The sequence below is a fragment of the Rhodococcus sp. KBW08 genome (assembly GCF_003852455.1).
GTDB lineage: Bacteria > Actinomycetota > Actinomycetes > Mycobacteriales > Mycobacteriaceae > Rhodococcus_F > Rhodococcus_F baikonurensis.
The window spans coordinates 39653-60269 of sequence record NZ_QAJJ01000036.1; the positions used below are offsets into that span (position 1 = coordinate 39653).

Annotated in this window: 19 protein-coding genes; 9 read left to right on the top strand and 10 right to left on the bottom strand. The window is 63.8% G+C overall.

Annotated features, from left to right (window positions below; translation table 11 throughout):
- Window positions 1-45 precede the first annotated feature (45 nt).
- Window positions 46-663 (top strand): cysteine hydrolase family protein, encoded by a 618-nt coding sequence (locus tag DBV08_RS30815; RefSeq protein WP_172436706.1) that lies wholly within the window; start codon window positions 46-48, stop codon window positions 661-663.
- A 5-nt stretch (window positions 664-668) separates the two neighbouring features.
- Here DBV08_RS30815 and DBV08_RS30820 read toward each other — a convergent pair whose 3' ends face one another.
- Entirely contained in the window at window positions 669-1310 is a 642-nt protein-coding gene (locus DBV08_RS30820; RefSeq protein ID WP_095972871.1) for an alpha/beta hydrolase, read from the bottom strand.
- An 83-nt stretch (window positions 1311-1393) separates the two neighbouring features.
- Here DBV08_RS30820 and DBV08_RS30825 point away from each other — a divergent pair, with 83 nt between their 5' ends.
- A complete protein-coding gene (locus DBV08_RS30825; protein ID WP_124569896.1) occupies window positions 1394-4837 on the top strand; it encodes a bifunctional RecB family nuclease/DEAD/DEAH box helicase in 3444 nt (1147 codons plus the stop codon).
- A 97-nt stretch (window positions 4838-4934) separates the two neighbouring features.
- Here DBV08_RS30825 and DBV08_RS30830 read toward each other — a convergent pair whose 3' ends face one another.
- Window positions 4935-6110, bottom strand: coding sequence for an amino acid deaminase/aldolase (locus tag DBV08_RS30830; protein ID WP_124569897.1), 1176 nt, complete (start codon window positions 6108-6110; stop codon window positions 4935-4937).
- A 70-nt stretch (window positions 6111-6180) separates the two neighbouring features.
- Window positions 6181-6828, bottom strand: coding sequence for a TetR/AcrR family transcriptional regulator (locus tag DBV08_RS30835; protein ID WP_166813211.1), 648 nt, complete (start codon window positions 6826-6828; stop codon window positions 6181-6183).
- A gap of 78 nt (window positions 6829-6906) precedes the next feature.
- On the opposite strand from DBV08_RS30835, the gene DBV08_RS30840 reads away from it, so the two are divergent.
- The gene (locus DBV08_RS30840; RefSeq protein ID WP_019749315.1) at window positions 6907-8220 is read left to right on the top strand and encodes a D-arabinono-1,4-lactone oxidase; all 1314 of its coding nucleotides are present in this window, start codon (window positions 6907-6909) and stop codon (window positions 8218-8220) included.
- Window positions 8221-8223: 3 nt separating this feature from the next.
- On the opposite strand, the gene DBV08_RS30845 is transcribed toward DBV08_RS30840, so the two are convergent.
- From DBV08_RS30845 to DBV08_RS30860, 4 genes are all read right to left on the bottom strand, one after another.
- Entirely contained in the window at window positions 8224-9189 is a 966-nt protein-coding gene (locus tag DBV08_RS30845) for an adenosine deaminase (protein WP_019749316.1), read from the bottom strand.
- Window positions 9190-9195: 6 nt separating this feature from the next.
- A complete protein-coding gene (locus DBV08_RS30850) occupies window positions 9196-9957 on the bottom strand; it encodes a crotonase/enoyl-CoA hydratase family protein (protein WP_003945127.1) in 762 nt (253 codons plus the stop codon).
- A 35-nt stretch (window positions 9958-9992) separates the two neighbouring features.
- Window positions 9993-11186 carry a class I adenylate-forming enzyme family protein gene (locus DBV08_RS30855; RefSeq protein ID WP_124569898.1) on the bottom strand — a complete coding sequence of 398 codons (1194 nt, stop codon included), beginning with the start codon at window positions 11184-11186 and terminating at the stop codon, window positions 9993-9995.
- Between the two features lie 94 nt (window positions 11187-11280).
- A complete protein-coding gene (locus tag DBV08_RS30860) occupies window positions 11281-12081 on the bottom strand; it encodes an enoyl-CoA hydratase/isomerase family protein (protein WP_124569899.1) in 801 nt (266 codons plus the stop codon).
- On the opposite strand from DBV08_RS30860, the gene DBV08_RS30865 reads away from it, so the two are divergent.
- Window positions 12080-13480 (top strand): FAD-binding oxidoreductase, encoded by a 1401-nt coding sequence (locus DBV08_RS30865; protein WP_124569900.1) that lies wholly within the window; start codon window positions 12080-12082, stop codon window positions 13478-13480. The genes DBV08_RS30860 and DBV08_RS30865 overlap by 2 nt on opposite strands.
- On the opposite strand, the gene DBV08_RS30870 is transcribed toward DBV08_RS30865, so the two are convergent.
- Complete coding sequence (locus DBV08_RS30870) at window positions 13440-14924, bottom strand: DHA2 family efflux MFS transporter permease subunit (protein WP_019749321.1); 1485 nt, start codon at window positions 14922-14924, stop codon at window positions 13440-13442. The two genes, DBV08_RS30865 and DBV08_RS30870, sit on opposite strands and share 41 nt — an antisense overlap.
- A 2-nt stretch (window positions 14925-14926) precedes the next feature.
- A complete protein-coding gene (locus DBV08_RS30875) occupies window positions 14927-15550 on the bottom strand; it encodes a PadR family transcriptional regulator (RefSeq protein ID WP_095972878.1) in 624 nt (207 codons plus the stop codon).
- A 126-nt stretch (window positions 15551-15676) separates the two neighbouring features.
- Here DBV08_RS30875 and DBV08_RS30880 point away from each other — a divergent pair, with 126 nt between their 5' ends.
- Together DBV08_RS30880 and DBV08_RS30885 are read left to right on the top strand one after the other, a co-directional pair.
- Window positions 15677-16366 carry a GNAT family N-acetyltransferase gene (locus DBV08_RS30880; RefSeq protein ID WP_124569901.1) on the top strand — a complete coding sequence of 230 codons (690 nt, stop codon included), beginning with the start codon at window positions 15677-15679 and terminating at the stop codon, window positions 16364-16366.
- A gap of 23 nt (window positions 16367-16389) precedes the next feature.
- Window positions 16390-17424 carry a glutathione S-transferase family protein gene (locus DBV08_RS30885; protein ID WP_124569902.1) on the top strand — a complete coding sequence of 345 codons (1035 nt, stop codon included), beginning with the start codon at window positions 16390-16392 and terminating at the stop codon, window positions 17422-17424.
- A 13-nt stretch (window positions 17425-17437) separates the two neighbouring features.
- Here DBV08_RS30885 and DBV08_RS30890 read toward each other — a convergent pair whose 3' ends face one another.
- On the bottom strand, window positions 17438-17848 hold the full coding sequence (locus DBV08_RS30890) for a VOC family protein (protein WP_124569903.1): 411 nt from the start codon (window positions 17846-17848) through the stop codon (window positions 17438-17440).
- A 154-nt stretch (window positions 17849-18002) separates the two neighbouring features.
- Between DBV08_RS30890 and DBV08_RS30895 the strand changes: the two genes are divergently transcribed.
- The 3 genes from DBV08_RS30895 to DBV08_RS30905 all read left to right on the top strand — a co-directional run bounded on the left by DBV08_RS30895 (window position 18003) and on the right by DBV08_RS30905 (window position 20592).
- Window positions 18003-18752 carry a hypothetical protein gene (locus DBV08_RS30895; RefSeq protein ID WP_095972918.1) on the top strand — a complete coding sequence of 250 codons (750 nt, stop codon included), beginning with the start codon at window positions 18003-18005 and terminating at the stop codon, window positions 18750-18752.
- Between the two features lie 68 nt (window positions 18753-18820).
- Window positions 18821-19822 carry an ABC transporter ATP-binding protein gene (locus DBV08_RS30900; protein ID WP_124569927.1) on the top strand — a complete coding sequence of 334 codons (1002 nt, stop codon included), beginning with the start codon at window positions 18821-18823 and terminating at the stop codon, window positions 19820-19822.
- Window positions 19819-20592, top strand: coding sequence for an ABC transporter permease (locus DBV08_RS30905; protein WP_124569904.1), 774 nt, complete (start codon window positions 19819-19821; stop codon window positions 20590-20592). The genes DBV08_RS30900 and DBV08_RS30905 overlap by 4 nt, the downstream gene beginning before the upstream one ends.
- Window positions 20593-20617: the final 25 nt, after the last annotated feature.

The window sequence follows — 20617 nt, forward strand, 5'->3', positions numbered from 1 at the left end:
TTGAGAAGATTCGTGACCCGGACCACAACAGAGAAGGTGCCGACCATGACCGACAAGCTCGAACTGGATCCCGCAACCACCGCCGTCGTGCTCATCGAGTACCAGAACGACTTCACCACCGAAGGCGGTGTCCTCCACGAGGCCGTCGCACCGGTCATGGAATCGAACGGACTCCTCGCGAACACCGCCGCGCTGGTCGATGCGGCGCGCGCGGCGGGTGTCACCGTGATGCACGCACCGATCACCTTCGCCGAGGGGTACAACGAAATCACCTCGCATCCTTACGGAATCCTCAAGGGCGTCGTCGACGGCAAGGCTTTCGTGAAGGGTTCGTGGGGAGCCGCGATCGTCGACGACCTCACCCCGAAGGACGGCGACATCGTCATCGAGGGCAAGCGCGGACTCGACACATTTGCCAGCACCAACCTCGATTTCATTCTGCGCAGCAAAGGAATTCGCACGATCCTTCTCGGTGGCTTCCTGACCAACTGCTGCGTCGAATCAACCATGCGCACCGGCTACGAGAACGGCTACCGGGTCATCACACTCACCGATTGTGTGGCCGGAACGTCGGTCGCCGAACACGAGAACGCGATCACCTACGACTACCCGATGTTCTCGCATCCCGTCACGTCGAAAGAGGTGCTCGACGCGCTCTCCTGAGAGGACTACCTGGAATGCGCGAGAAGGAATTCACGGCTGACGTTGGTGACACTGGCGTGAACCTTCTCGTGCAGCAGGTCGTGACCGGCGTCCTCGAACTCGCGCATTTCGACGTTGCGCAGCGTCCGCGCCCAGTCTCGGACGGGATCGACCGGGGCGATCCGGTCGTCGGTGCCGTGAACGACCAGGACTGGGATACCAGCTTCGGAGAGTTCCGCCCACCCGTGTTGCTCCACCGCGCTGCGCGGAATGCCGCACAACACGGCGGACGCGAACTCGTGATCGCGGTGAGCCAGCACCGTCAGCGCCGTCACGGCACCTAACGAATGCCCCATCACCGCCTGCGGAACTTCGGGCAGTTCGGCCAAAGCGATGTCAGCCAGCGTGGCTGCATCGGCAGCAAGATCGGAGAGCGGAGCCCCGACTCCCGGATCACCCTCCGACAAGCCGTGTCCGGTGTGATCGATCGCCCACACGTCGATCCCCGACACCGTCATGGCGCTCGCGAAGCGGTGATACTGCCCGCTGTGCTGACCGAGACCGTGCAGAAAGATCAATGACACCTTCGGCGCCGCACCCCCTGCCGCCGGCCAATGCCGAAAGTGCACTTGACCGGTTCGTCCGTCGAAGAAAGGCATGATCGTCATTCTGCACTCCGTTGCCGGTATCCGCGGCGCGTGGGCGATTACTGGTGGGTTGCCTTGTCGGTCGGCGATGGCACAATCTCCGTGTGTTCCTACTCGATGATCAGATCGTCTACAGCGCCAGTGACCTCTCGGCCGCGGCCTCGTGCGAGTTCGCGCTGTTGCGGCAACTCGACGCCCGTACCGGTCTGATCTCAGCCGAGAAGGCCGAGGCGGATCCGATGCTCGAGCGGACGTCGAGCCTCGGCGACTCCCACGAGCGCGAACAGCTTCAGAAGTTCATCGATCAACACGGAGACGGCGTGGTCGTCATGCCGCGACCGGAACACTCGCGCGCAGGCCTGACAGCCGCCACCCTGGCCACCGTCGAGGCGGCCCGATCCGGCGCTCCCGTGATCTATCAGGGAACCTTCTTCGACGGCCGATTCCTCGGCTTCTGCGACTTCCTCGTCCGCGAGGGCGACACGTACGCGGTCTACGACAGCAAACTCTCCCGGCATGCCAAGGTGTCGGCGCTCCTCCAACTCGCCGCGTACGCGGACGCATTGGAGCGCAATGCAATCGCAGCCTCCGATCAGGTTCATCTACTTCTCGGCGACGGCAGCACGTCGTCACACGACATCGGCGACATCGCACCGGTTTTCGCGGCGCGCAGAGCCGAACTTGAACGAGCCCTCGACGAGCATCGCGCCGAGGGAAAACCCACCCAGTGGCTCGACGATCGATACCTGCGCTGCGGCCGCTGCGACACTTGCAGCGTCGAGGTCGAGAACCATCGCGATCTGCTGCTGGTTGCGGGCGTCCGCGGCAACCAGCGCGAACAACTGATCGTCTCGGGAATCACGACAATCGACGAACTCGCCGTGAGCACTGGACCAGTCGAAGGAATCCGCCGGGAAACACTCGACAAACTCCGTGCACAGGCTGCGGTTCAACTACGCCAGGAACAATCCGGCGACGCCGAATTCGAGGTCTACGAACCCTCTGCGCTCGGCGGTCTGCCCGTCCCCGACGACGGCGATATCTTCTTCGACTTCGAGGGGGACCCACTCTGGGCCGAGGACGGATCCACCGACTGGGGGCTGGAGTACCTGTTCGGCGTGGTCGAAGGCCCGGCAGACGACTACGTGTTCAAACCCTTCTGGGCACACGATCGCGAGGGTGAACGCCAGGCGCTCCTCGACTTTCTCGACTACGTCACCGCGCGCCGAGAAGCTCACCCCGGCATGCACATCTATCACTACGCCGCGTACGAGAAATCGGCCCTGTTGCGCTTGGCCGCACGTCACGGCGTCGGCGAGCAAACGGTGGACACGCTGCTCAGCGAGAACGTCCTCGTGGACCTCTATCCGATAGTCCGCGCCTGCCTGCGGATCGGACAACGCTCGTACAGCATCAAGAAACTCGAGCCGCTCTACATGGGTGAGCACGGCCGCGACGGTGACGTCACCAATGCCGCCGCTTCGGTCGTCGCTTATGCCGACTACTGCGAACTGCGAGACGGCGGACAGGCCGACCAGGCCAGGGAACTTCTTCAGGGTATCTCCGACTACAACGAGTACGACTGCGAATCCACCCTGCGCCTGCGCGATTGGCTCGCCGAGCGCGCCGCAGAACACGGCGTGGAACTGCGTGAGCCCACCGGACAGATCAAGATTCCACTCGAGGAACTCACCGAATCGGAAATCGCGCTCCGCGACTTCGCAGGCCACAAGGCCGGTTCGACACGCACCCCCGATCAGCAGGCTGCGGCGCTCCTGGCCGCTGCAGTGGGATACCACAATCGCGAACGGAAGCCGTACTGGTGGGCGCACTTCGACCGATTGGTCACTCCGATCGAAGACCTCGTCGACGTCCGTGACGTCATGGTGGTAGATCAGTCCGAGATCGAAGCGGACTGGCACAAGAGCACCCCGCGGCAGAAGAAGTTTCGTCGCCACATTCAGCTGACCGGAAGTTTCGGCACCGGAACGTCTTTGAGCCCGGGCAGTGATCTGTTCGCTCTCTACGCAACCCCCTCCCCCGATGCCGTTGCAAGCGAGAACCCCACCCAGCGCGGCACCAGCAGCGTCAAGGTCACCGCCGTGGTCAAGTCCGAAGGACTCGACGTGGTCACCGTCGAAGAACTGCTCAGCGGTGACGAATACCTCGACGCCCCCGTCGCATTGGCACCCGGTCGTCCGATTCCCACCGGACGCATGGAGAAGTCGATCGCCGCTGCCGCGTCCGGCGCCAGCGAGAGCCTGCCCGAGCTGCCACGCATCGCAGCGGTCGACATTCTCCGGCGCAGCACCCCGAGGACGCTCTCGGGTTCACCGCTCCCGCCCGTCGGAACCGACAACAACTACGCGGACGCCATCACCGCCGCACTTCTCGACCTCGATGATTCCTACGTGGCAGTACAGGGTCCCCCCGGTACGGGCAAGACCTACACGGGCGCCCGTGTCGTCAAGACACTGATCGAAAAGCATCACTGGCGAATCGGAGTGGTGGCGCAATCACATTCGGTGGTCGAGAACATGCTCGGCGGCATTCTGAAGGCCGGCGTGGACCCTGCACTGGTCGCGAAGAAGGGCAGCCGCAGCAAGACCGCAGAATGGCAGGACATCGCATCCGAAGAATATGCGGGATTCATCGCCGAAGCCGAAGGCGTCGGCTGTGTCATCGGCGGCACTGCGTGGGACTTCGCGAACACCGATCGCGTTCCGGCAGGCAGTTTGGACCTGCTCGTGGTGGACGAGGCCGGCCAGTTCGCGCTCGCCAACACCATTGCCGTCGCGATTTCCGCGCGCAACCTGTTGCTACTGGGCGATCCCCAGCAGCTACCCCAGGTCAGCCAAGGTACGCACCCCGAACCTGTCGACGAATCGGCACTCGGTTGGCTCGCCGAGGGACACGGCGCACTGCCACCCGAACTCGGCTACTTCCTCGAGAAAACGTGGCGGATGCACCCCGATCTGTGTGCGCCCGTGTCCGCACTGTCGTACGAGGGCAAGCTGCATTCCCAGGAAACCGTGAGTGCGGCAAGGAAACTCGACGGACTCGCTGCTGGAGTACACACGGTGTTCGTTGATCACCGCGGCAATTCCACGTACTCCCCGGAAGAGTCCCAGGAGATCGTTCGCCAGATCCAGAGCCTCCTCGGTACGCCATGGACCGACCCGAGCGAGTTCGAGGGCACCCGCCCCCTGGAGCAGTCGGACATCCTCGTGGTCGCGGCGTACAACGCCCAGGTCGGCACCGTCGAGCGCGATCTCACCGAGGCCGGTCTCACGGAGGTCGAGGTCGGTACCGTCGACAAGTTCCAGGGCCGCGAGGCCGCTGTGGCAATCGTGTCGATGGCCGCCTCCGCCGTCGAGGACGTTCCGCGAGGAATGTCGTTCCTGCTGTCGCGAAATCGCCTCAACGTCGCCGTCTCCCGCGGCAAGTGGTGCGCGATCATCGTTCGATCGCACGCATTGACGCAGTACATGCCGAGCACGCCCGCTGGATTGGTGGAACTGGGCGCGTTCATGAGGTTGACGAGCTAGGCGATGCCTGCCCTACCCGAAGCACTGCCCTACCCGAAGCACTGCCCTACCCGAAGCACTGCCCTACCCGAAGCACTGCCCTACCCGAAGCACTGCCCTACCCGAAGCACTGTCCTTCGCCACGGTAGGTGGGAACCGAGGTTCTGCTGCCGTCGGCTTCGACCACGTACACGCGGTCGAAGCGCTCGCACAACTCGCCGGCTTTGGCGTGCCGGAACCACACGCGGTCGCCGATCGCGATGTTTCCGGCTTCCTTTCCGGTGACCGGCGTCTGAACCTCGCCTGCGCCTTCGTTGCGGAGCAGTTTGAGACCGGAGGGCCAGACCGGCGACGGAACGCGGGTGGCTCCCGCAGGTCCCGACGCGATGTATCCGCCGCCGAACAGGGTCGTGACAGACGGGGTCGGCTTGCGCACTGCCGACAGCGCGAAGAACAGTGCCGGATCGGGACGGAAGGCGCGGTAGCGGTCGAACAGGGTCGGTACGTACAGTCCAGATCCTGCTGTTACCTCGGTCACCACAGGATCGGCCGAGCTGACCTCCAGTGACCCCGTACCGCCGCTGTTGACGATCTCGAGTGCACCCACGGCATCGGTGACTGCTGCAACCACTGCGCCCCTTCTGGACGCCAATTCTCGGGCGGACGCCTTCTTGACCCAACCGATCGGAGCACTGGTGTCCGGGAGGCCGGCGATCTGCGCTTCGTAGAACATCACTCCTGCGACGGAGAAACCGCGCTGGCGAGCACGCGCCGCGAGTGCGGCGACCGCGGCAGGTTCGCGCAGCGGTGAGCGTCGTACTCCCAGATGGATCGGGCCGATCCGCAGTGACGCGTCGACGTCGAGACACACCCGGACGGGCGCATCTCCTGTCGACGCAGAACGAATGAGATCCAACTGTGCGTCGTCGTCGATCATCAGTGTGATCGATGCGAGTGCGGTGTCATCGGCAGCGAGATCCGCGATGGCGCCGCGATCGGCGGTCGGGTATCCCATCAGGATGTCCCGTGCGCCGAGCCCGACGAGCCACAGAGCCTCACGCAATGAGTACGCCATGATTCCGCGGAATCCACCGGACGCGGTCAGTGTGTCGCCGAGAGTTTCGGCCAGAACCGTACGACAACGGACCGATTTGCTCGCCACGCGCACTGGAGTTCCACCGGCGCGGCGCACCAGGTCGGCTGCGTTACTGCGCAGTGTGGTCAGATCCAGAGCAGCCAGAGGCGGGTCGAGTTCTCGCGTGGCAGCAGTGAGTCGATCGAGGGTCCTGGTCACAGATGATCCAATCGTCGCGGCGTGCGACCAGTCAATCACCAATCCTGGACGTATGTCCAGGATGGCGGTTCTACTGAGGCGCGACCACTGCTTTGTTGGCGATTACCTGAACCATTTCTCCGAACTCCGCAATTGTCGCGTCGGAGTCGCGATCGACCAGCCATCGCAGGACGAGTCCGTCGATGAGCGCAAGACTCAGTCGCGCAATCGAACTCAACGGCTCGGTCCACACGGTGCCGGAAATCTTCGCGCATTCTTCGAGGAACGACACCGCGAGCTCGTCCATGATTCGGTACTGGTCGTGTGCGACGGCCCCGGCACGTTCAGCTCCGAGATTGCGACTACGGAGGGCCTGCGCGGTGATTTCGTAGGTCAACAACTGCCGGTCCGGCGTTGCTTCGATCGTGGGCCACATTCCCGTCAACCCGATATGCAGCAATTCCTTGAGCCCCTGCACACCACTGAGATCCGGAGCGTGTCGCACCTGCGCGAATGCGTACTGCATCGACGCACTGAGCTGCAGGATAAGCGTTTCACCCATCGCCGCGATCAGCGCTTCCTTGCTCTCGAAGCAGTAATGAACGACGCCGAGTGAAACTCCGGCCTCTTCTGCCACCGCCCTCACCGTCACAGAACTGACACCGCGTTGTTCCGCAATAGACAACGCGGACTCGACCAATTGTGTGCGGCGTTCGTCCGCCGGGAGCCTGTTCAGCATCCAATGATCGTAGAACGCAAATGACAAAATCTTCGCGCAATACTTGCCTGGACGACCGTCCAAGTACATTATTGCGTAATGGCTTCGGACACTTGGCAGAACTGGGCGGGCACTCAAAGCGCCGCGCCGCGTCGCTTTGCGACGCCGACAAATACCCGTGAACTTTCGTCTTTGGTCGCCGAGGCCGCGGCGCGTGGCCAACGCGTGAAAGCGGTCGGCGCCGGCCATTCGTTCACCGGTGTCGCGGTCACCGACGGTGTCCTCGTCAGCCTGGACAATCTGAGCGGAATCGATTCGATCACGCCAACCGACGACGGCGCGCTGGTGACAGTTTTTGCAGGCACTCGCCTTCACGCCCTCAACGACGCCCTGTGGCAGCGCGGATATGCCATGGCCAATCTCGGTGACATCGACGTCCAGTCACTGGCCGGCGCGACGTCCACCGGCACACACGGAACCGGCGCCCGCTTCGGCGGTATCGCCACGCAGATCCGCGGAATCGAGATCGTTCTCGCCGACGGATCCGTCGTTACCGCAAGCGCCGACGAAAACGTCGAATTGTTCGAAGCGGGCCGCCTCGGATTGGGCGCAATCGGCATCATTTCGAAGATCACTCTCGCCTGCGTTCCGCGATTCACACTCCGTGCAATCGAGGAACCCGACACGCTGTCTCACATATTGGACACCCTGGAGAGCGACCGCCTGGGCCTGGATCACTTCGAGTTCTACTGGTTTCCGCACACCGACCGTGTCCTCACCAAGAGCAACACGCGGCTGCCCGGAGACACCGAACCCGATCCTGTCGGCAAAGTCCGCGCATTCGTCGACGACGAACTTCTCTCCAACACACTCTTCGAAGGTGTCAATCGCGTCGCCACCCTGGCGCCGGCCGCGATCCCGAGAATCAACAACGTCTCATCTCGATTGCTCGGTGCCCGAGAGTTCACCGATCGCAGCTACCGAGTATTCGCGTCTTCGCGCCGGGTGAAGTTCAAGGAAATGGAATACGCGATTCCCCGCGAACACGTCACCGAGACACTCCACGAAATCGATCGCTGGATGAAGAAGTCCGGAACCAACGTCGCGTTCCCCGTCGAGGTACGTTTTGCCGCTGCCGACGACCTCTGGCTCTCGACCGCGCACGGACGCGATACCGCTTACATCGCGGTTCATCAGTACCACCGCCGACCCGAAACCGAATACTTCGCCGCGGTGGAAGCCATCGCGCGCGCCGTCGACGGCCGGCCGCACTGGGGAAAAATGCACAACCGGACCGTCGACGACCTGCGTCCCACGTACGACCGACTCGACGATTTTGTCGCCGTTCGAGACAAGTACGACGCGAATCGTGTCTTCGACAACGAGTACTTGCGTCAGGTACTGGGCGACTGACGGTCAGCGCCGCAGCAGTTCCGCTTTTCGCGCGTCGCTCGCAAACGAGGCTTTGATCGAATTCCGGGCGAGGGTGTCTCGCTCGGCCTCGGTCAGCCCCAGGGCTCGGCCGAGTTCGGTGAAATTGTCGTCGACGTATCCCCCGAAGTAGGCCGGGTCGTCGGAGTTGACCGTGACGATCAACCCCATCTCGAGCATCGATCGAAGCGGATGATCCGACAGCGAATCGAACACGCGCAGACGAACGTTCGACAGTGGGCAGACCGTCAGTGGAATCTCCTCGTCGACCAGACGCTCGATCAGGGCAGGATCCTCGAGTGCCCGGACGCCGTGGTCGATCCGCTCGGCGCCGAGGATGTCGAGTGCCTGCCAAATGTATTCGGGCGGTCCCTCCTCGCCGGCGTGAGCAACGACGTGCAAGCCCTCGGCGCGCGCACGTGCGAACACGTCCTCGAACAGTGAAGGCGGGTTGCCGACCTCGGCGGAGTCGAGTCCGAGCCCGACGATCGGCGCCTGCAAGCGAATGATTTCGGAGAAGATCTCTTCGGCGTCCTTGACGGGCTGATCACGGAGGATGGCGGCGATTGCCGCACTGCTGAGCCCGAACTCGCGCTCACTCGATGCCACCGCGTCCATGATCCCGTCCAGGACCTCGGTCAGCGGAACACCCCGGACCACGTGAGCCTGCGGATTGAAGAAGAACTCGGCATGCGCGACTCCGGCCGCCGCGGCCCGACGGAAATACGCCCGCGTCAGGTCGGCAAAATCCTCCGCGGTGCGCAGGACGGCCATGTTGGCGAAGTAGAGATCGAGGAACGACTGCAGGTCAGTGAACTCGTACCTCGACTTCAGATCGTCGATGTCCTTGTACGGCAAATCCATTCGATTTCGCTCGGCAAGCCGGTAGATCTGTTCGGGCTCGAGAGAACCCTCGATGTGCATGTGCAGTTCTGCGACGGGTGTGGCCATCTCGGTTTACCGCCCCTTCCAGACCGGGGCGCGCTTCTCGGCGAACGCCGTTGCGCCCTCGCGTGCGTCTTCGGATGCGAACACCGGCGCCATCACCTGCAACTGCTTCGCGAAAGCTTCGTCGTCGGACCAACCGCCGGCTTTGACGATGATCTCCTTGGTGACCGCAACCGCGAGCGGTCCGTTGCGCGTGATTCGATCAGCCAGCTCGAGTGCGCCCTCGAGCGCCTTGCCCGGTTCGGTCAACGTGTTCACGAACCCGTACCGGTAGGCCTCCTCGGCGGTGAAGCTGTCACCGGTGAGAGCCAGTTCCAACGCCTTCTGGTACGGAATCCGCTTGGGCAGGCGCAACAATCCGCCGCCGCCTGCAACCAGTCCTCGCTTGACCTCCGGGATACCGAACTTCGCTTCGGACGACGCCACCACCAGGTCGGTGGCAAGCACCAGTTCGGTGCCTCCGGCCAACGCGAAGCCCTCGACCGCCGAGATGATCGGCTTACGCGGCGGCCCCTCCGTGAATCCGAGACCGCGCCCCGGAACGAGTACGTTCTCGCCGGCCACGAACGCCTTCAGATCCATACCCGCGCAGAAGTTTCCGCCCGCACCGGTGAGCACCGCCAAGGACAGATCGTCGTCCGCATCCAGCTCTTCGACCGCAGCGGCCAACGCGTGACTGACCGCCGAGTTGATGGCGTTGCGCGCCTCGGGTCGGTTGATGGTGATGATCAGTGTCCGCCCGCGCCGCTCGGTGAGAACCTCGTCCGCCATGATGTCCCTCTCGTTTGTCGACCACGCCCGCGTGACTACGCGACGTTGCGCTCGACAATACGGACGAAGCCATCGGGGTCGATCTGCGCGGTGTCGTGAGTGCAGAACCACCCCTGGGTGAACCTCGTCGAGGTCGCTTCCGGCGAGTTCCAATACCGGCGCGTGACACTCGGTCCGCGGCACAGCAACTCACCGAAACCACCTGGAGCATCCGGGCCGTACAACGCCACTTCCATTCCGCCGAAAGCGATTCCGACGCTTCCGAGGTGAGTCGGTGCCGACTCGCTCGGCAGAATGAGACCGGCCCCACAAGTCTCGGTTTTGCCCCAGCCGATCACATGCCGAGCGGCCGGGAACAACGTCAGCAGCTTGGATTCCTGTTCCGCGGTGATCGGCGATCCGCTGCAGTCGATCCACTGCACCGACCTCGAACCGGCACGCGCCGCCGGCCCGAGCGTGAGCAACCGCGGTTCGAGCAAGTCCTCGGGCCGCCCGGTCACGATGTCGACGGTATGCACACTCTCGCGCCAGAAGTCGCCGGCGAGGACCACCGTTCCACCGACCACCAGCGTCGCAAGCACGTGCACGAACTGACGCACGGACTTGAAATCGTTGTCCACCAAAAGATTCCGAACACCTTCGACGCCGTAGTCGCGCGAGTGCAGGATACCGACGATGGCCGAGAGCACGTTCTCGTTGCTCAACTCGACGCCCAGCATCTCGCCCGAAGAATCGGCGGTGTACGCGAGGATCGCCATCTCGTCCGGGGCCGCACCGTCGTCGATGAACGGAACACCGTGTGGGAGTTCCCCGTCGAGCACCAACACCGAGCCGCTGTCCGCGATGACGAAGTCCGCCGCATCGTCACTCAGGTGAACACCCACGGAGACCGGTACACCTCCGGCGAGGATGACTCCGAGGCACGCCTCCATCCACCGCACCCCCGCGGCCACACGAATTGCCACGCGGTCGCCGATCTCGACACCGCGTGACTTCAGCCCGCCTGCGACCCTCGACGCCTCGGACCACAGTTCCGCGAAGGTGACCTGCTCGCCGTCGACCTCCTCGACCGCAATGCGGGAGGAAAATCGATGAACGGCGATATCGAGGAGTTCGGACAGCGAAGGGTCGAGTTGGCTGTACCGAAGCACCCCGTCACCCGCACGGGTGACGCGGGCGTCGGCGAGGAGCTGAGTCGAACACGGGTATTCCACGAGCGTCGACCGCATCGATACCTCCACGTCACTGACAAACCCACCGGCCCTTCGACTATATGACGTGGATCACAGTTCGTGGAGGTCTCTGGCGATAAAGGTCGCAAACTCACTTTCCCGAGTAGACGGCTTTACCTGGTCCCACCTCGAGGAAACTACGGACAGCGCCGCGCAGGTCGTCGGTGTCGAACAGCGCGCCGGACACCCCGGGAGTCACCGAATCCGCGTGGGCGATGCCGCCGGAACGCCACGCTGCCACGATCTGCTTGGTGGCGTCGTGGGCTCGCGTCGGTCCGTCTGCCAATCTGGTTGCGAGGGCCCGCGCCGCATTGTCGACATCCTCGTGAACTGCATTGACCACGCCCCAGGAGTGGAGGGTAGCGGCGTCGTACAGATCGCCGGTCATGACCAACTCGCGGGCCCGTCCGGAACCGGCGCGCTCGGCCAGGCGTTGCGGTCCACCCATGGACGGCGTCAGACCGACCACTGTCTCGACCAGCCCGAACTTTGCCTTGGGCGCCGCGAGGATGATGTCGCAGGCCAAGGAGATCTCGAAGGCAGCAGTCAGCGTCAGCCCGTGCGCCGCGTAGATGACCGGGCACGGCAAGGCCTCGAGCGGATGGCAGATCTGGGCGAACAGTTCGCGCCACAATTCCGCGCCCTGCTCCGGGTTCAGCCCGTCGAATACGTGGACGTCGACGCCGGCCGAGTTGACCTTGCCCTCGGCGCGCAGAAGCACTGCGCGCGGCGGGTTCTCGGTCAGCGCTGCAACATCGGCGATGACCGCGTCGAACATGGCCTGATCGAACAGATTGAGTGGTCCGTGCGCAAACGTCAGGACAGCCACCTCGGCACCACGATCGGTGGTGAAGCGCTCGAGACGGGTGGGGTGCGATTCGGGAGCAGTCATGCCGCCACACTGCCACATCGAACCGGCCTACGATCGTCGGGTGGACGGTCTGAGAAATGTGCTCGCGGACGTGGTGGGACACCGGTTCGTCGTCGACGACGCCGACGTGTTGGCGACCCGTTCCACCGACCAGACGGGGCGCTACCGCGGGCGTGCCGGCGCTCTGGTCCGACCGGGAAATACCGCCGAAGTCGCGGCGGTGCTGAACGCGTGCCGCTCTCGCGGAGTTCCGGTCACCGTCCAGGGCGGACGAACCGGCCTGGTCGCGGGTACGGTGCCCGAGCACGACGACGTCCTGCTCTCCACCGAACGCCTCACCACGATCGGCGACGTCGACGCGGCCACCGGGCTGATCACCGTCGGCGCGGGAGTGACACTCGCTCAGGTACATTCCGCGGCGGCCGCAGCCGGTCTGAAGTTCGGTGTCGACATAGCGTCGCGGGACACCGCGACGATCGGCGGCATGGTCTCCACCAACGCCGGTGGCCTGCACACGGTTCGATACGGGAACATGGCCGAACAGGTTCTCGGCCTCGAGGTGGTACTCCCCGACGGGACAACGGTGCGCCGGTCACCGAAAGTGTTGTCCGACAACTCCGGATACAACCTGCCCGCACTGTGGGTGGGCAGCGAAGGAACTCTCGGCGTGGTCACAGCAGTCGACCTGAAACTACGCCGGGTACCGGCTCATCGGGTCACGACGCTGACCGGTTTCGACAGACTGGAGGACGTCGTCGACGCGGGACGGATGTTGCGCACCCTCGACGGCGTCGACGCCCTGGAGTTGTTGGACGGCCGCGGACTCGAACTGGCCGCTCGACGGTTGAACGCGGCAGTGCCGACCGGGCGCGCGTGGTATCTCCTCGCCGAGGTATCCGCGGCTCACGATCCGATGGAAAGCCTGGCCGAAGCACTCGAACGCATCGACCCGCCGGAAACTCCGTCGGTGGCAGTCGACGGCCCGAGTTCGACGCGCTTGTGGGCGGCGAGGGAATGCTTCGCCGAAGTGGTCGGACTCTTCGGTCCCCCACTGAAATTCGATGCGGCACTGCCCCTGGACTCGCTCGCCGCCTTTGCCGAGGACGCCGCCGCGGTGATCGCGAGCCGAGCACCGGAGGCGATCCCCGTTCTCTTCGGACACATCGCCGAGGGAAACATCCACCTCAATGTCCTGAACTGCCCGAACGCCGACACCGTCTACCGCAGCGTCCTCGAACTGGTTCGCGATCACGGTGGAAACGTCAGCTCCGAGCACGGGGTGGGCTCGCTCAAACGCAACTATCTGGACCTGGCCCTCTCGGCGGAGGACATAGCCACGATGTGGGCGATCAAGCGAGCCCTGGACCCGAGCGACTATCTCAATCGCGCAGTGATGTTTCCCGACGCGCTTCGGCACTGACGGCCATCGCGTCGTCGTGGGCGTCGCCGCGTAGAGGCCGAGCGAAGCACACCGAGGCGACGAAACCGATGAGCAGCACACCTGCGGGCAGCCAGATCGACTCCGACATCGCCGTGCTGAACGGTTCACGGACGAACTCGGGGAGGTGACCCACCCCGGCTTCGGAGCTACCGCCGGTCAGACCCTGGGCAGCCAGTCGCGCGGTGATCAGAGCGCCGATCGCAGCGCTGCCGAGAACCGCACCCACCTGCCTGGTGGTGTTGTAGACACCGGCGCCCGCGCCCGCCTGCATCGGAGGCAGGTTGTGTGTGGCGGTGGCCGCGAGCGGAGACCAGATGCATGCATTGGCGAAGCCGATCAGACCGATCGGCAGAAGCAGTTCCCAGATCGCGACGTCGGGAGACATCACCAGTGCCAGCCAGCCCAAGGCGACCGCGAACAGCAGGAAGCCGGTGCCGGCGATGTAGCGCGGATGCGTCTTGTCGACGAGTTTGCCGATGATCGGGGCGAAAATACCGGTCAGCACTGCCATCGGAACGAGCAGCAACGCCGACTGCGTCGGGGAGAGTCCGCGAACTGCCTGTGTGTAGAACATCAACGGAAGGACCATCGACGTGATCGCAAAGCCCATGGCGGTGATGGCGACGTTGGCGAGTGAGAAGTTGCGATCCTTGAAGAGTTCCAAGGGAAGCAAGGGTTCGTTCTTGTTGCGCGACTGGTAGAACACGAACACCGCGAGCAACACCACACCGGCGCCGATCAGGCTCCAGACGAATCCGTTCCAGTCGTACGAGCTGCCTTCCTGGATTCCGAACACCAGCAGGAACATGCCTGCGGCGCTGAGAATCACGCCGGGAATGTCGAACTTGTGCTCGCTGGTCGGCAACGACGGAACGAGCTTCCACGCGAGGAGGAAGGCGATGACACCAACCGGGACGTTGACGATGAAGATCCATTCCCAGCCGAGATTGTCCACCAGGACGCCACCGGCGAGCGGACCGACCAGGGTGGCGACACCGGCGACGGCGCCCCACAGGCCCATTGCCGCGCCACGCTTGTTCGGCGCGAACGTGCGAGTGATGACGGCCATCGTCTGAGGCGTCATCATGGCAGCACCCAGGCCCTGGAAAGCCCTTGCGACGATGAGCATCTCGACGCTGCCGGACAGACCGCACCACAGTGATGCGCCGGTGAACAGTACGAGGCCGATCATGTACAGGTTCTTCGGACCGAACCTGTCACCGAGTCGACCGGTGACGAGCAGCGGCACCGCGTACGCCAGCAGGTACGCGCTGGTGACCCAGACGACCTTGTTGATGTCGGTGCCGAGGTCCTCCATGATCGCGGGGTTGGCGACAGCGACGATGGTGCTGTCCACCAGAATCATGAAGAACCCGATACACAGCGCCCACAGCGCGTGCCAGGGATTGACCTGCTTTTCCATCTTCAGTCCTTAGGTAGTGCGGACGAGCCTGCGGAGCCGGCCAGCCGGTCGAGAAGTTCTTGTGAGAGCCAGGGCATTTCGCCGCTCTCGATGTCTGTCACCAACGCGCCGATCCACTCTCTTTCGGCGATCGTGAGTGCGTGGGCGTAGTCCGCGCCCACCGTGAAGATTCGTGGTTTTTCCGCTGCCTTCACCGCTTCGTAGTCGGCCTCGAATTTCGCAATCGTCTTGTCGAGGTGCGCGAGACGTATCCGAAGCATCTGACACGCGGTGGATGCGGAGAGGTTGTGCATTTCGGCGAGCGCGAGCGGCAACCGCGGATACTCCCGCACCGGAACCGCCAACATCTCACGTAGTTGATGCTCGAGCGCCTCACGGCCTCGGGCGGTGATCTCGTACGTCGTCCGCTCGGGCCGATTGCCCTCACGATCGGTCCCGATCGAAGCCAGAAGTTCCTGCTTCTCCAACCGGGAAACCGTGTGATAGAGCGATCCCGGCTTGATCTTCACCAACTGATCGCCCCGACGAACCGAGGCAAGTTGATACATCTCGTACGGATGCATCGAACGCTCGGACAGCAGGCCCAGAACGGTGATTCCCAGAGGCGTCAGTGACACGTCACCCATGAATCCCCCTCCCTGACAAGCCGCTATTGACTATTTCTTGACTATTCCACCTGAAATAGTCCACATGGAATATACGACCTTCGTCCGTCTCGATCAACCCGTTCGAATCGGACTAGCCTGTAGCGAGTGGACGATCATCACCTCGACATCATCCGACTTGCCTGGGCACGTGAGCTGGGCCTCGGCGACTCGGCATTGCGCCCGGCACATACAGCCCGAGTCGTCGGCGACGACATCCACGTTCTCGAACTTGCAGGCTCCGGTGCGATCGTCGGGCCACAGTGGTTCATCGAGCGCACGGCGGACATCTCCGTCGACGCACTTCTGCAACCGGCGCGCCTCCTCGAGATCGCGGGCGATCACGGCGGCCGAATCACCGGTCCCGTCGATCTCGCCTTCCTCGGCGACTACACCGGCACGCCGCCCGACGAGCAACTGCTGATTTCCCACGAGATCGACGACGCCCTCGCCGTCGCTTCCCTGTGTCCACCCGACGACAGCACCACAGCCGACCTCGAGCGCCGAACGCGGTGGTTCACCGCCCTCACCGATTCCGACGAGGTGCTCGGATGCGCGGCGTACTCCGAATTCCAGGGATTCGTGGCAGATCTCACGACCCTGACGGCTCCAGCGCACCGCCGTCGCGGAATCGGCTGCGCAGTAACGCTTCTCGCTGCCGAGGACGCTCTGGATTCGGGTTTGATCCCGCAACTACGCACGAGTCGCGGCAGCGCTGTGGGCGCGACGCTTCCACGTAAAGCCAAATTCGACGTACTGGGGGCATACGCTCGAGTACACGTGCACCTGCCCAGTTGACACTCGAACGAGAGGGACCGCAGATGAGTACGAAAGACGACGCGAGCGAACCGACATTCGTCGAAGAAGGTCGCGAATTCACACGCGACACCAACTACATCCCGACCCGCATCACCGAGGACGGCCGCGACGGTTACCCGGTCGAACCAGGGCGATACCGGTTGATCGTCGCGCGCGCCTGCCCGTGGGCAAACCGCGCCATCATCGTCCGCCGACTGCTCGGCCTCGAAGACGTACTCTCGATGGGCATCTGCGGGCCGGTTCACGACAAGCGAAGCTGGACTTTCGATCTCGACCCCGGCGGCGTCGATCCCGTGCTGAAGATCCCGCGACTACAGGATGCGTACTTCGCCCGAGATCCCGACTACCCCAGAGGAATCACGGTGCCCGCCATGATGGAAATCGCCACGGGCAAGGTGGTCACGAACGACTACCCTCAAATCACCCTCGACTTCTCGACGCAATGGAAGAAGTACCACCGCGAAGGCGCACCGGACCTGTACCCGGAGCCACTGCGAAACGAAATCGACGAAGTTTCCGAGTACGTGTTCCGCGACGTGAACAACGGCGTCTACCGCTGCGGGTTCGCCGGATCACAGCATGCATACGACGAGGCATACGACACGCTGTTCGCCCGCCTCGACTGGCTCACCGAACGTCTTGCCCGGCAACGCTTCCTGGTAGGAGACACCATCACCGAAGCCGATGTGCGCCTGTTCACCACGCTGGCGCGATTCGATCCCGTCTATCACGGCCACTTCAAGTGCAACAGAAGCAAACTCAGCGAAATGCCGGTGCTGTGGGACTACGCGCGCGATCTGTTCCAGACTCCCGGATTCGGTGACACCATCGACTTCACACAGATCAAAGCTCACTACTACATCGTGCATTCGGAGATAAATCCCTCCGGAATCGTGCCCAAGGGACCGGAATTGACACACTGGCTCGAACCGCACGGCCGCGAACAATTGGGTGGCCGACCGTTCGGGGACGGGACACCTCCTCACCCGCCCATCCCGTCGGAAGTGGTTCCAGCAGAGCACTGGGCCACCCGATAGGTCGCAGCGAGGCTTACTCCCCGGCGTAAGTGCCGAAACTCCAGTACACACCTTCCGGGTCACGGCAGGTGAACCCCCGCGAACCGTAGTCCTCGTCGCGCAATCCTTGCGTGATCGTGGCGCCCGCCGCGACAGCGCGTTCGTGGAGTGCATCCGCGGCGTCGGCGTCGTCGAGGACGATGTACACCGAACCGATTCCCGGCGGCAGGCCGGCGATCGCCGAATCGGTGCGCGGCGAGCCCAGCATGATGCCGCCACCGCCCGGCCAGTCGAGTTGGGCGTGGTCCACCACGTCTCCCTCTCCGTAGACGGCCTTCTCCACGAACCCGAAGGTGCTCACCAGAAAGTGGATTGCCGCGCGGGCGTCGAGGTAGCGCAGTGTCGGCCAGATGGTCGTCGAACGAGATTCCGAAGTGGCGGTCATAACACTCGAACTCCTGCCTGGGAAAACTCACGGAGAAAATCAAGTCTCGTACGAGCCTATGGCCCCTGTGATCACCGCCGCTACCGAAAACTTCACCTATTCTCGAGATACGGTCCACCTCGCTTCAGAGGAGGACAACTGTGGAGGGGCAGCAATGAGCAAGTCGACGAACAACGACAGCGGGCGTATCGAGAAGGTCCTCGTTTCCGTTCTCGACAACGGAAGCCGCCTGCAAGCGCCCGCAGTGGCCAAGTACGTCAACCATGTCCGTAAGGCTCACCCCGACGAGTCACCCGCTCAGATCGTCGAGCGGATGGAGAAGATGTTCATTCTCGCCGTCACCGGAAGCGGCAGTGCCGTCGGTGCCACGGCCGCGGTACCGGGAGTCGGGACGGTCGCGTCCATCGCTGCCGTCGGCGCGGAATCGGCCTTCTTCCTCGAGGCGTCGGCGCTGCTGACACTGGCAATCGCGTCGGTGCACGGCATCTCCGTGCAGGATCACCAGCAACGACGCGCCCTGGTCCTGGCAGTCGCCCTCGGCGAATCCGGCATGGAGATCGTCCAGAAGGCCACCGGCATCACGGCCAAGAACTGGGGAACCGCGATCACGAGCAAGATTCCCGGACCCACGATGAAGGGAATGAACAGCACCCTCGTGCGGAAGTTCGTGACCAAATACGCCGCGAAGCGCAGCGCACTGATCCTCGGCAAGCTCGTGCCCGCCGGGATCGGTGCCGTCATCGGTGGCGCAGGCAACCGAGCCATCGGCAAAGGCGTCGTCAAGAACGCACGTGAAGCCTTCGGGCCCGCTCCCGCCAGGTGGACCGATCACCTGATCGTGATGCCTGCCGACGAGCCCGCTCTGGCGCCCGCTTCCGAGACACGCCGGGCCATCCGCAGATAGCTGTCCGGGCCGTAGGCTCGCATCACGTATTCGCCGCCGACCCGGGAGCAGCATTGACGAACACCGCAATGGGATCCTTCTTTGCGCCCATCGAGATTCGTGGGTTGACGAAGACGTTCAAGGCGGCGCGCGCGGTCAACGACCTGAGCTTCGACGTTCAGGCGGGCTCGATCACCGGGTTTCTCGGCCCGAACGGTTCAGGCAAGACGACCACGTTGCGGATGCTCCTCGGGCTGGTGTCGCCGACTTCGGGATCGGCCACGATCAACGGCGCGCCCATGCGTTCGCTGCCCAACCCGGCGCGAACCGTCGGTGCCGTCCTCGACGTCGGCAGTCTCCATCCCAAGCGGACAGCGCTGGCGCACCTCGAGATCTACGCAGCCGCCATCGGTATGCCCACTCAACGGGCCGCACAGGTGTTGGGAATGGTCGGTCTGAGTTCGGTCGGAGCCCACAAGACCGGCACCTTCTCGCTCGGGATGCGCCAACGCCTGATCCTTGCCACCGCGATGCTCGGTGATCCCGAGATCCTCGTGCTCGACGAACCCGCGAACGGGCTCGACCCCGAGGGCATGGCGTGGCTTCGTCAGTTCCTGCAGACGTTTGCCGGTTCCGGCCGAACGGTTCTGATCTCCAGCCACGCGCTCCGCGAGGTGGAAGCAACCGTCGACAGCGTGGTCATCGTCAGTGCCGGCTCACTCGTCTACCAAGGGACCATGGACGAACTTCGCCGCTCCCAGCGCAGTCGACTGCTCGTCTCGTGTTCCAACCCCGCGCTCCTCGCCACGGCATTGGCCGCTCGCGGAATCATCGACGCTCAGATCACCCAGGACGGACGGCTCGCCGTGGGCGGCACCGATACGTCGGTGCTCCCGCCGGTGGCATCCGCCGCCGGAGTCACGATCTTCGGTGTCGCAACCGAAGGCACAGATCTCGAGCAACTGTTCCTCACGATGACAACACCGCAGTACGCGGTTCCCCAGGTCGGATACCACCGCCCACCCGGTCCCGGTTCCGGACCGGGCTATTACGGCCCTGCCGCATACGGACCTTCCGGAGGACACAGATGACCACGCTCGTGCGCGCGGAGACACTCAAAGTTCTCACCTTGCGCTACTGGTGGGCACTGGCCATCGCACCGGTGGTCGTGGCCGTGCTGATTGCTGCCTCGACTCGGACGTTCGTCGAAGTTGTGGCCGATTCGGCAGACAACACATTCGACGTCGATGTCGTGTCCACCGGCGTCAGCCTCGGTGTCTCCAACACGCTTGTCCTGGTGTTCGCGGCCGTCTTCGGAGCACTCACCGCCGGATCCGAATTCGGCTACAAGACTCTCACGACGACGTTCCTCACAGCCCGCGGCCGCGACGGAGTTCTCGGCGCAAAACTTGCCGTCGTCGCTGTATTCGCCGTCGGCTACGCACTGGCGGTCGAAGTAGTCAGCATCGGCGCGATGTTGCTCTTCGGCCGGGACTTCAGCTTCACCACCGATCTCTTCGCCATCTGCGCCGCAGGCATTCTGGCGTGTGCGCTGTGGGCACTACTGGGCGCCGGGGTGGCCCTGCTCACCGGTTCGTCGATGGCCGGGGCACTCTCGGTCATCCTGTGGTTCGTCTTCGGTGAATGGATCGTCCGCGCAGTGCTGCTCGCGATGGATCTCGCTGGGATCGGGGCCGCGCTTCCGGTATCGGCCACGATCGGCACGATCGTCAATGCGGCACCGTCGATCGACGTCGACGCTTTTGCGTCCTGGCCGAGCGGCCCGATGATGCTGGCGGCTTGGGTGGTCCTGTTCTGCGGGCTCGGTTGGCTGCGAACCCGGACCCGCGACATCACCTGAAAAAGCTGTCTGGGGCCGGGTCTAC

Excerpts from the sequence above, each read along its gene's own strand:
- DBV08_RS30815 (WP_172436706.1), top strand. The coding sequence starts at position 46 with ATGACCGACAAGCTCGAACTGGATCCCGCAACCACCGCCGTCGTGCTC.
- DBV08_RS30905 (WP_124569904.1), top strand. The coding sequence starts at position 19,819 with ATGACCACGCTCGTGCGCGCGGAGACACTCAAAGTTCTCACCTTGCGC.
- DBV08_RS30845 (WP_019749316.1), bottom strand. The coding sequence starts at position 9,189 with ATGGCCACACCCGTCGCAGAACTGCACATGCACATCGAGGGTTCTCTC.
- DBV08_RS30865 (WP_124569900.1), top strand. The coding sequence starts at position 12,080 with ATGCCGCCACACTGCCACATCGAACCGGCCTACGATCGTCGGGTGGAC.
- DBV08_RS30860 (WP_124569899.1), bottom strand. The coding sequence starts at position 12,081 with ATGACTGCTCCCGAATCGCACCCCACCCGTCTCGAGCGCTTCACCACC.
- DBV08_RS30840 (WP_019749315.1), top strand. The coding sequence starts at position 6,907 with ATGGCTTCGGACACTTGGCAGAACTGGGCGGGCACTCAAAGCGCCGCG.
- DBV08_RS30900 (WP_124569927.1), top strand. The coding sequence starts at position 18,821 with ATGGGATCCTTCTTTGCGCCCATCGAGATTCGTGGGTTGACGAAGACG.
- DBV08_RS30885 (WP_124569902.1), top strand. The coding sequence starts at position 16,390 with ATGAGTACGAAAGACGACGCGAGCGAACCGACATTCGTCGAAGAAGGT.
- DBV08_RS30820 (WP_095972871.1), bottom strand. The coding sequence starts at position 1,310 with ATGACGATCATGCCTTTCTTCGACGGACGAACCGGTCAAGTGCACTTT.
- DBV08_RS30850 (WP_003945127.1), bottom strand. The coding sequence starts at position 9,957 with ATGGCGGACGAGGTTCTCACCGAGCGGCGCGGGCGGACACTGATCATC.
- DBV08_RS30875 (WP_095972878.1), bottom strand. The coding sequence starts at position 15,550 with ATGGGTGACGTGTCACTGACGCCTCTGGGAATCACCGTTCTGGGCCTG.
- DBV08_RS30870 (WP_019749321.1), bottom strand. The coding sequence starts at position 14,924 with ATGGAAAAGCAGGTCAATCCCTGGCACGCGCTGTGGGCGCTGTGTATC.
- DBV08_RS30855 (WP_124569898.1), bottom strand. The coding sequence starts at position 11,186 with ATGCGGTCGACGCTCGTGGAATACCCGTGTTCGACTCAGCTCCTCGCC.
- DBV08_RS30895 (WP_095972918.1), top strand. The coding sequence starts at position 18,003 with ATGAGCAAGTCGACGAACAACGACAGCGGGCGTATCGAGAAGGTCCTC.
- DBV08_RS30890 (WP_124569903.1), bottom strand. The coding sequence starts at position 17,848 with ATGACCGCCACTTCGGAATCTCGTTCGACGACCATCTGGCCGACACTG.
- DBV08_RS30835 (WP_166813211.1), bottom strand. The coding sequence starts at position 6,828 with ATGCTGAACAGGCTCCCGGCGGACGAACGCCGCACACAATTGGTCGAG.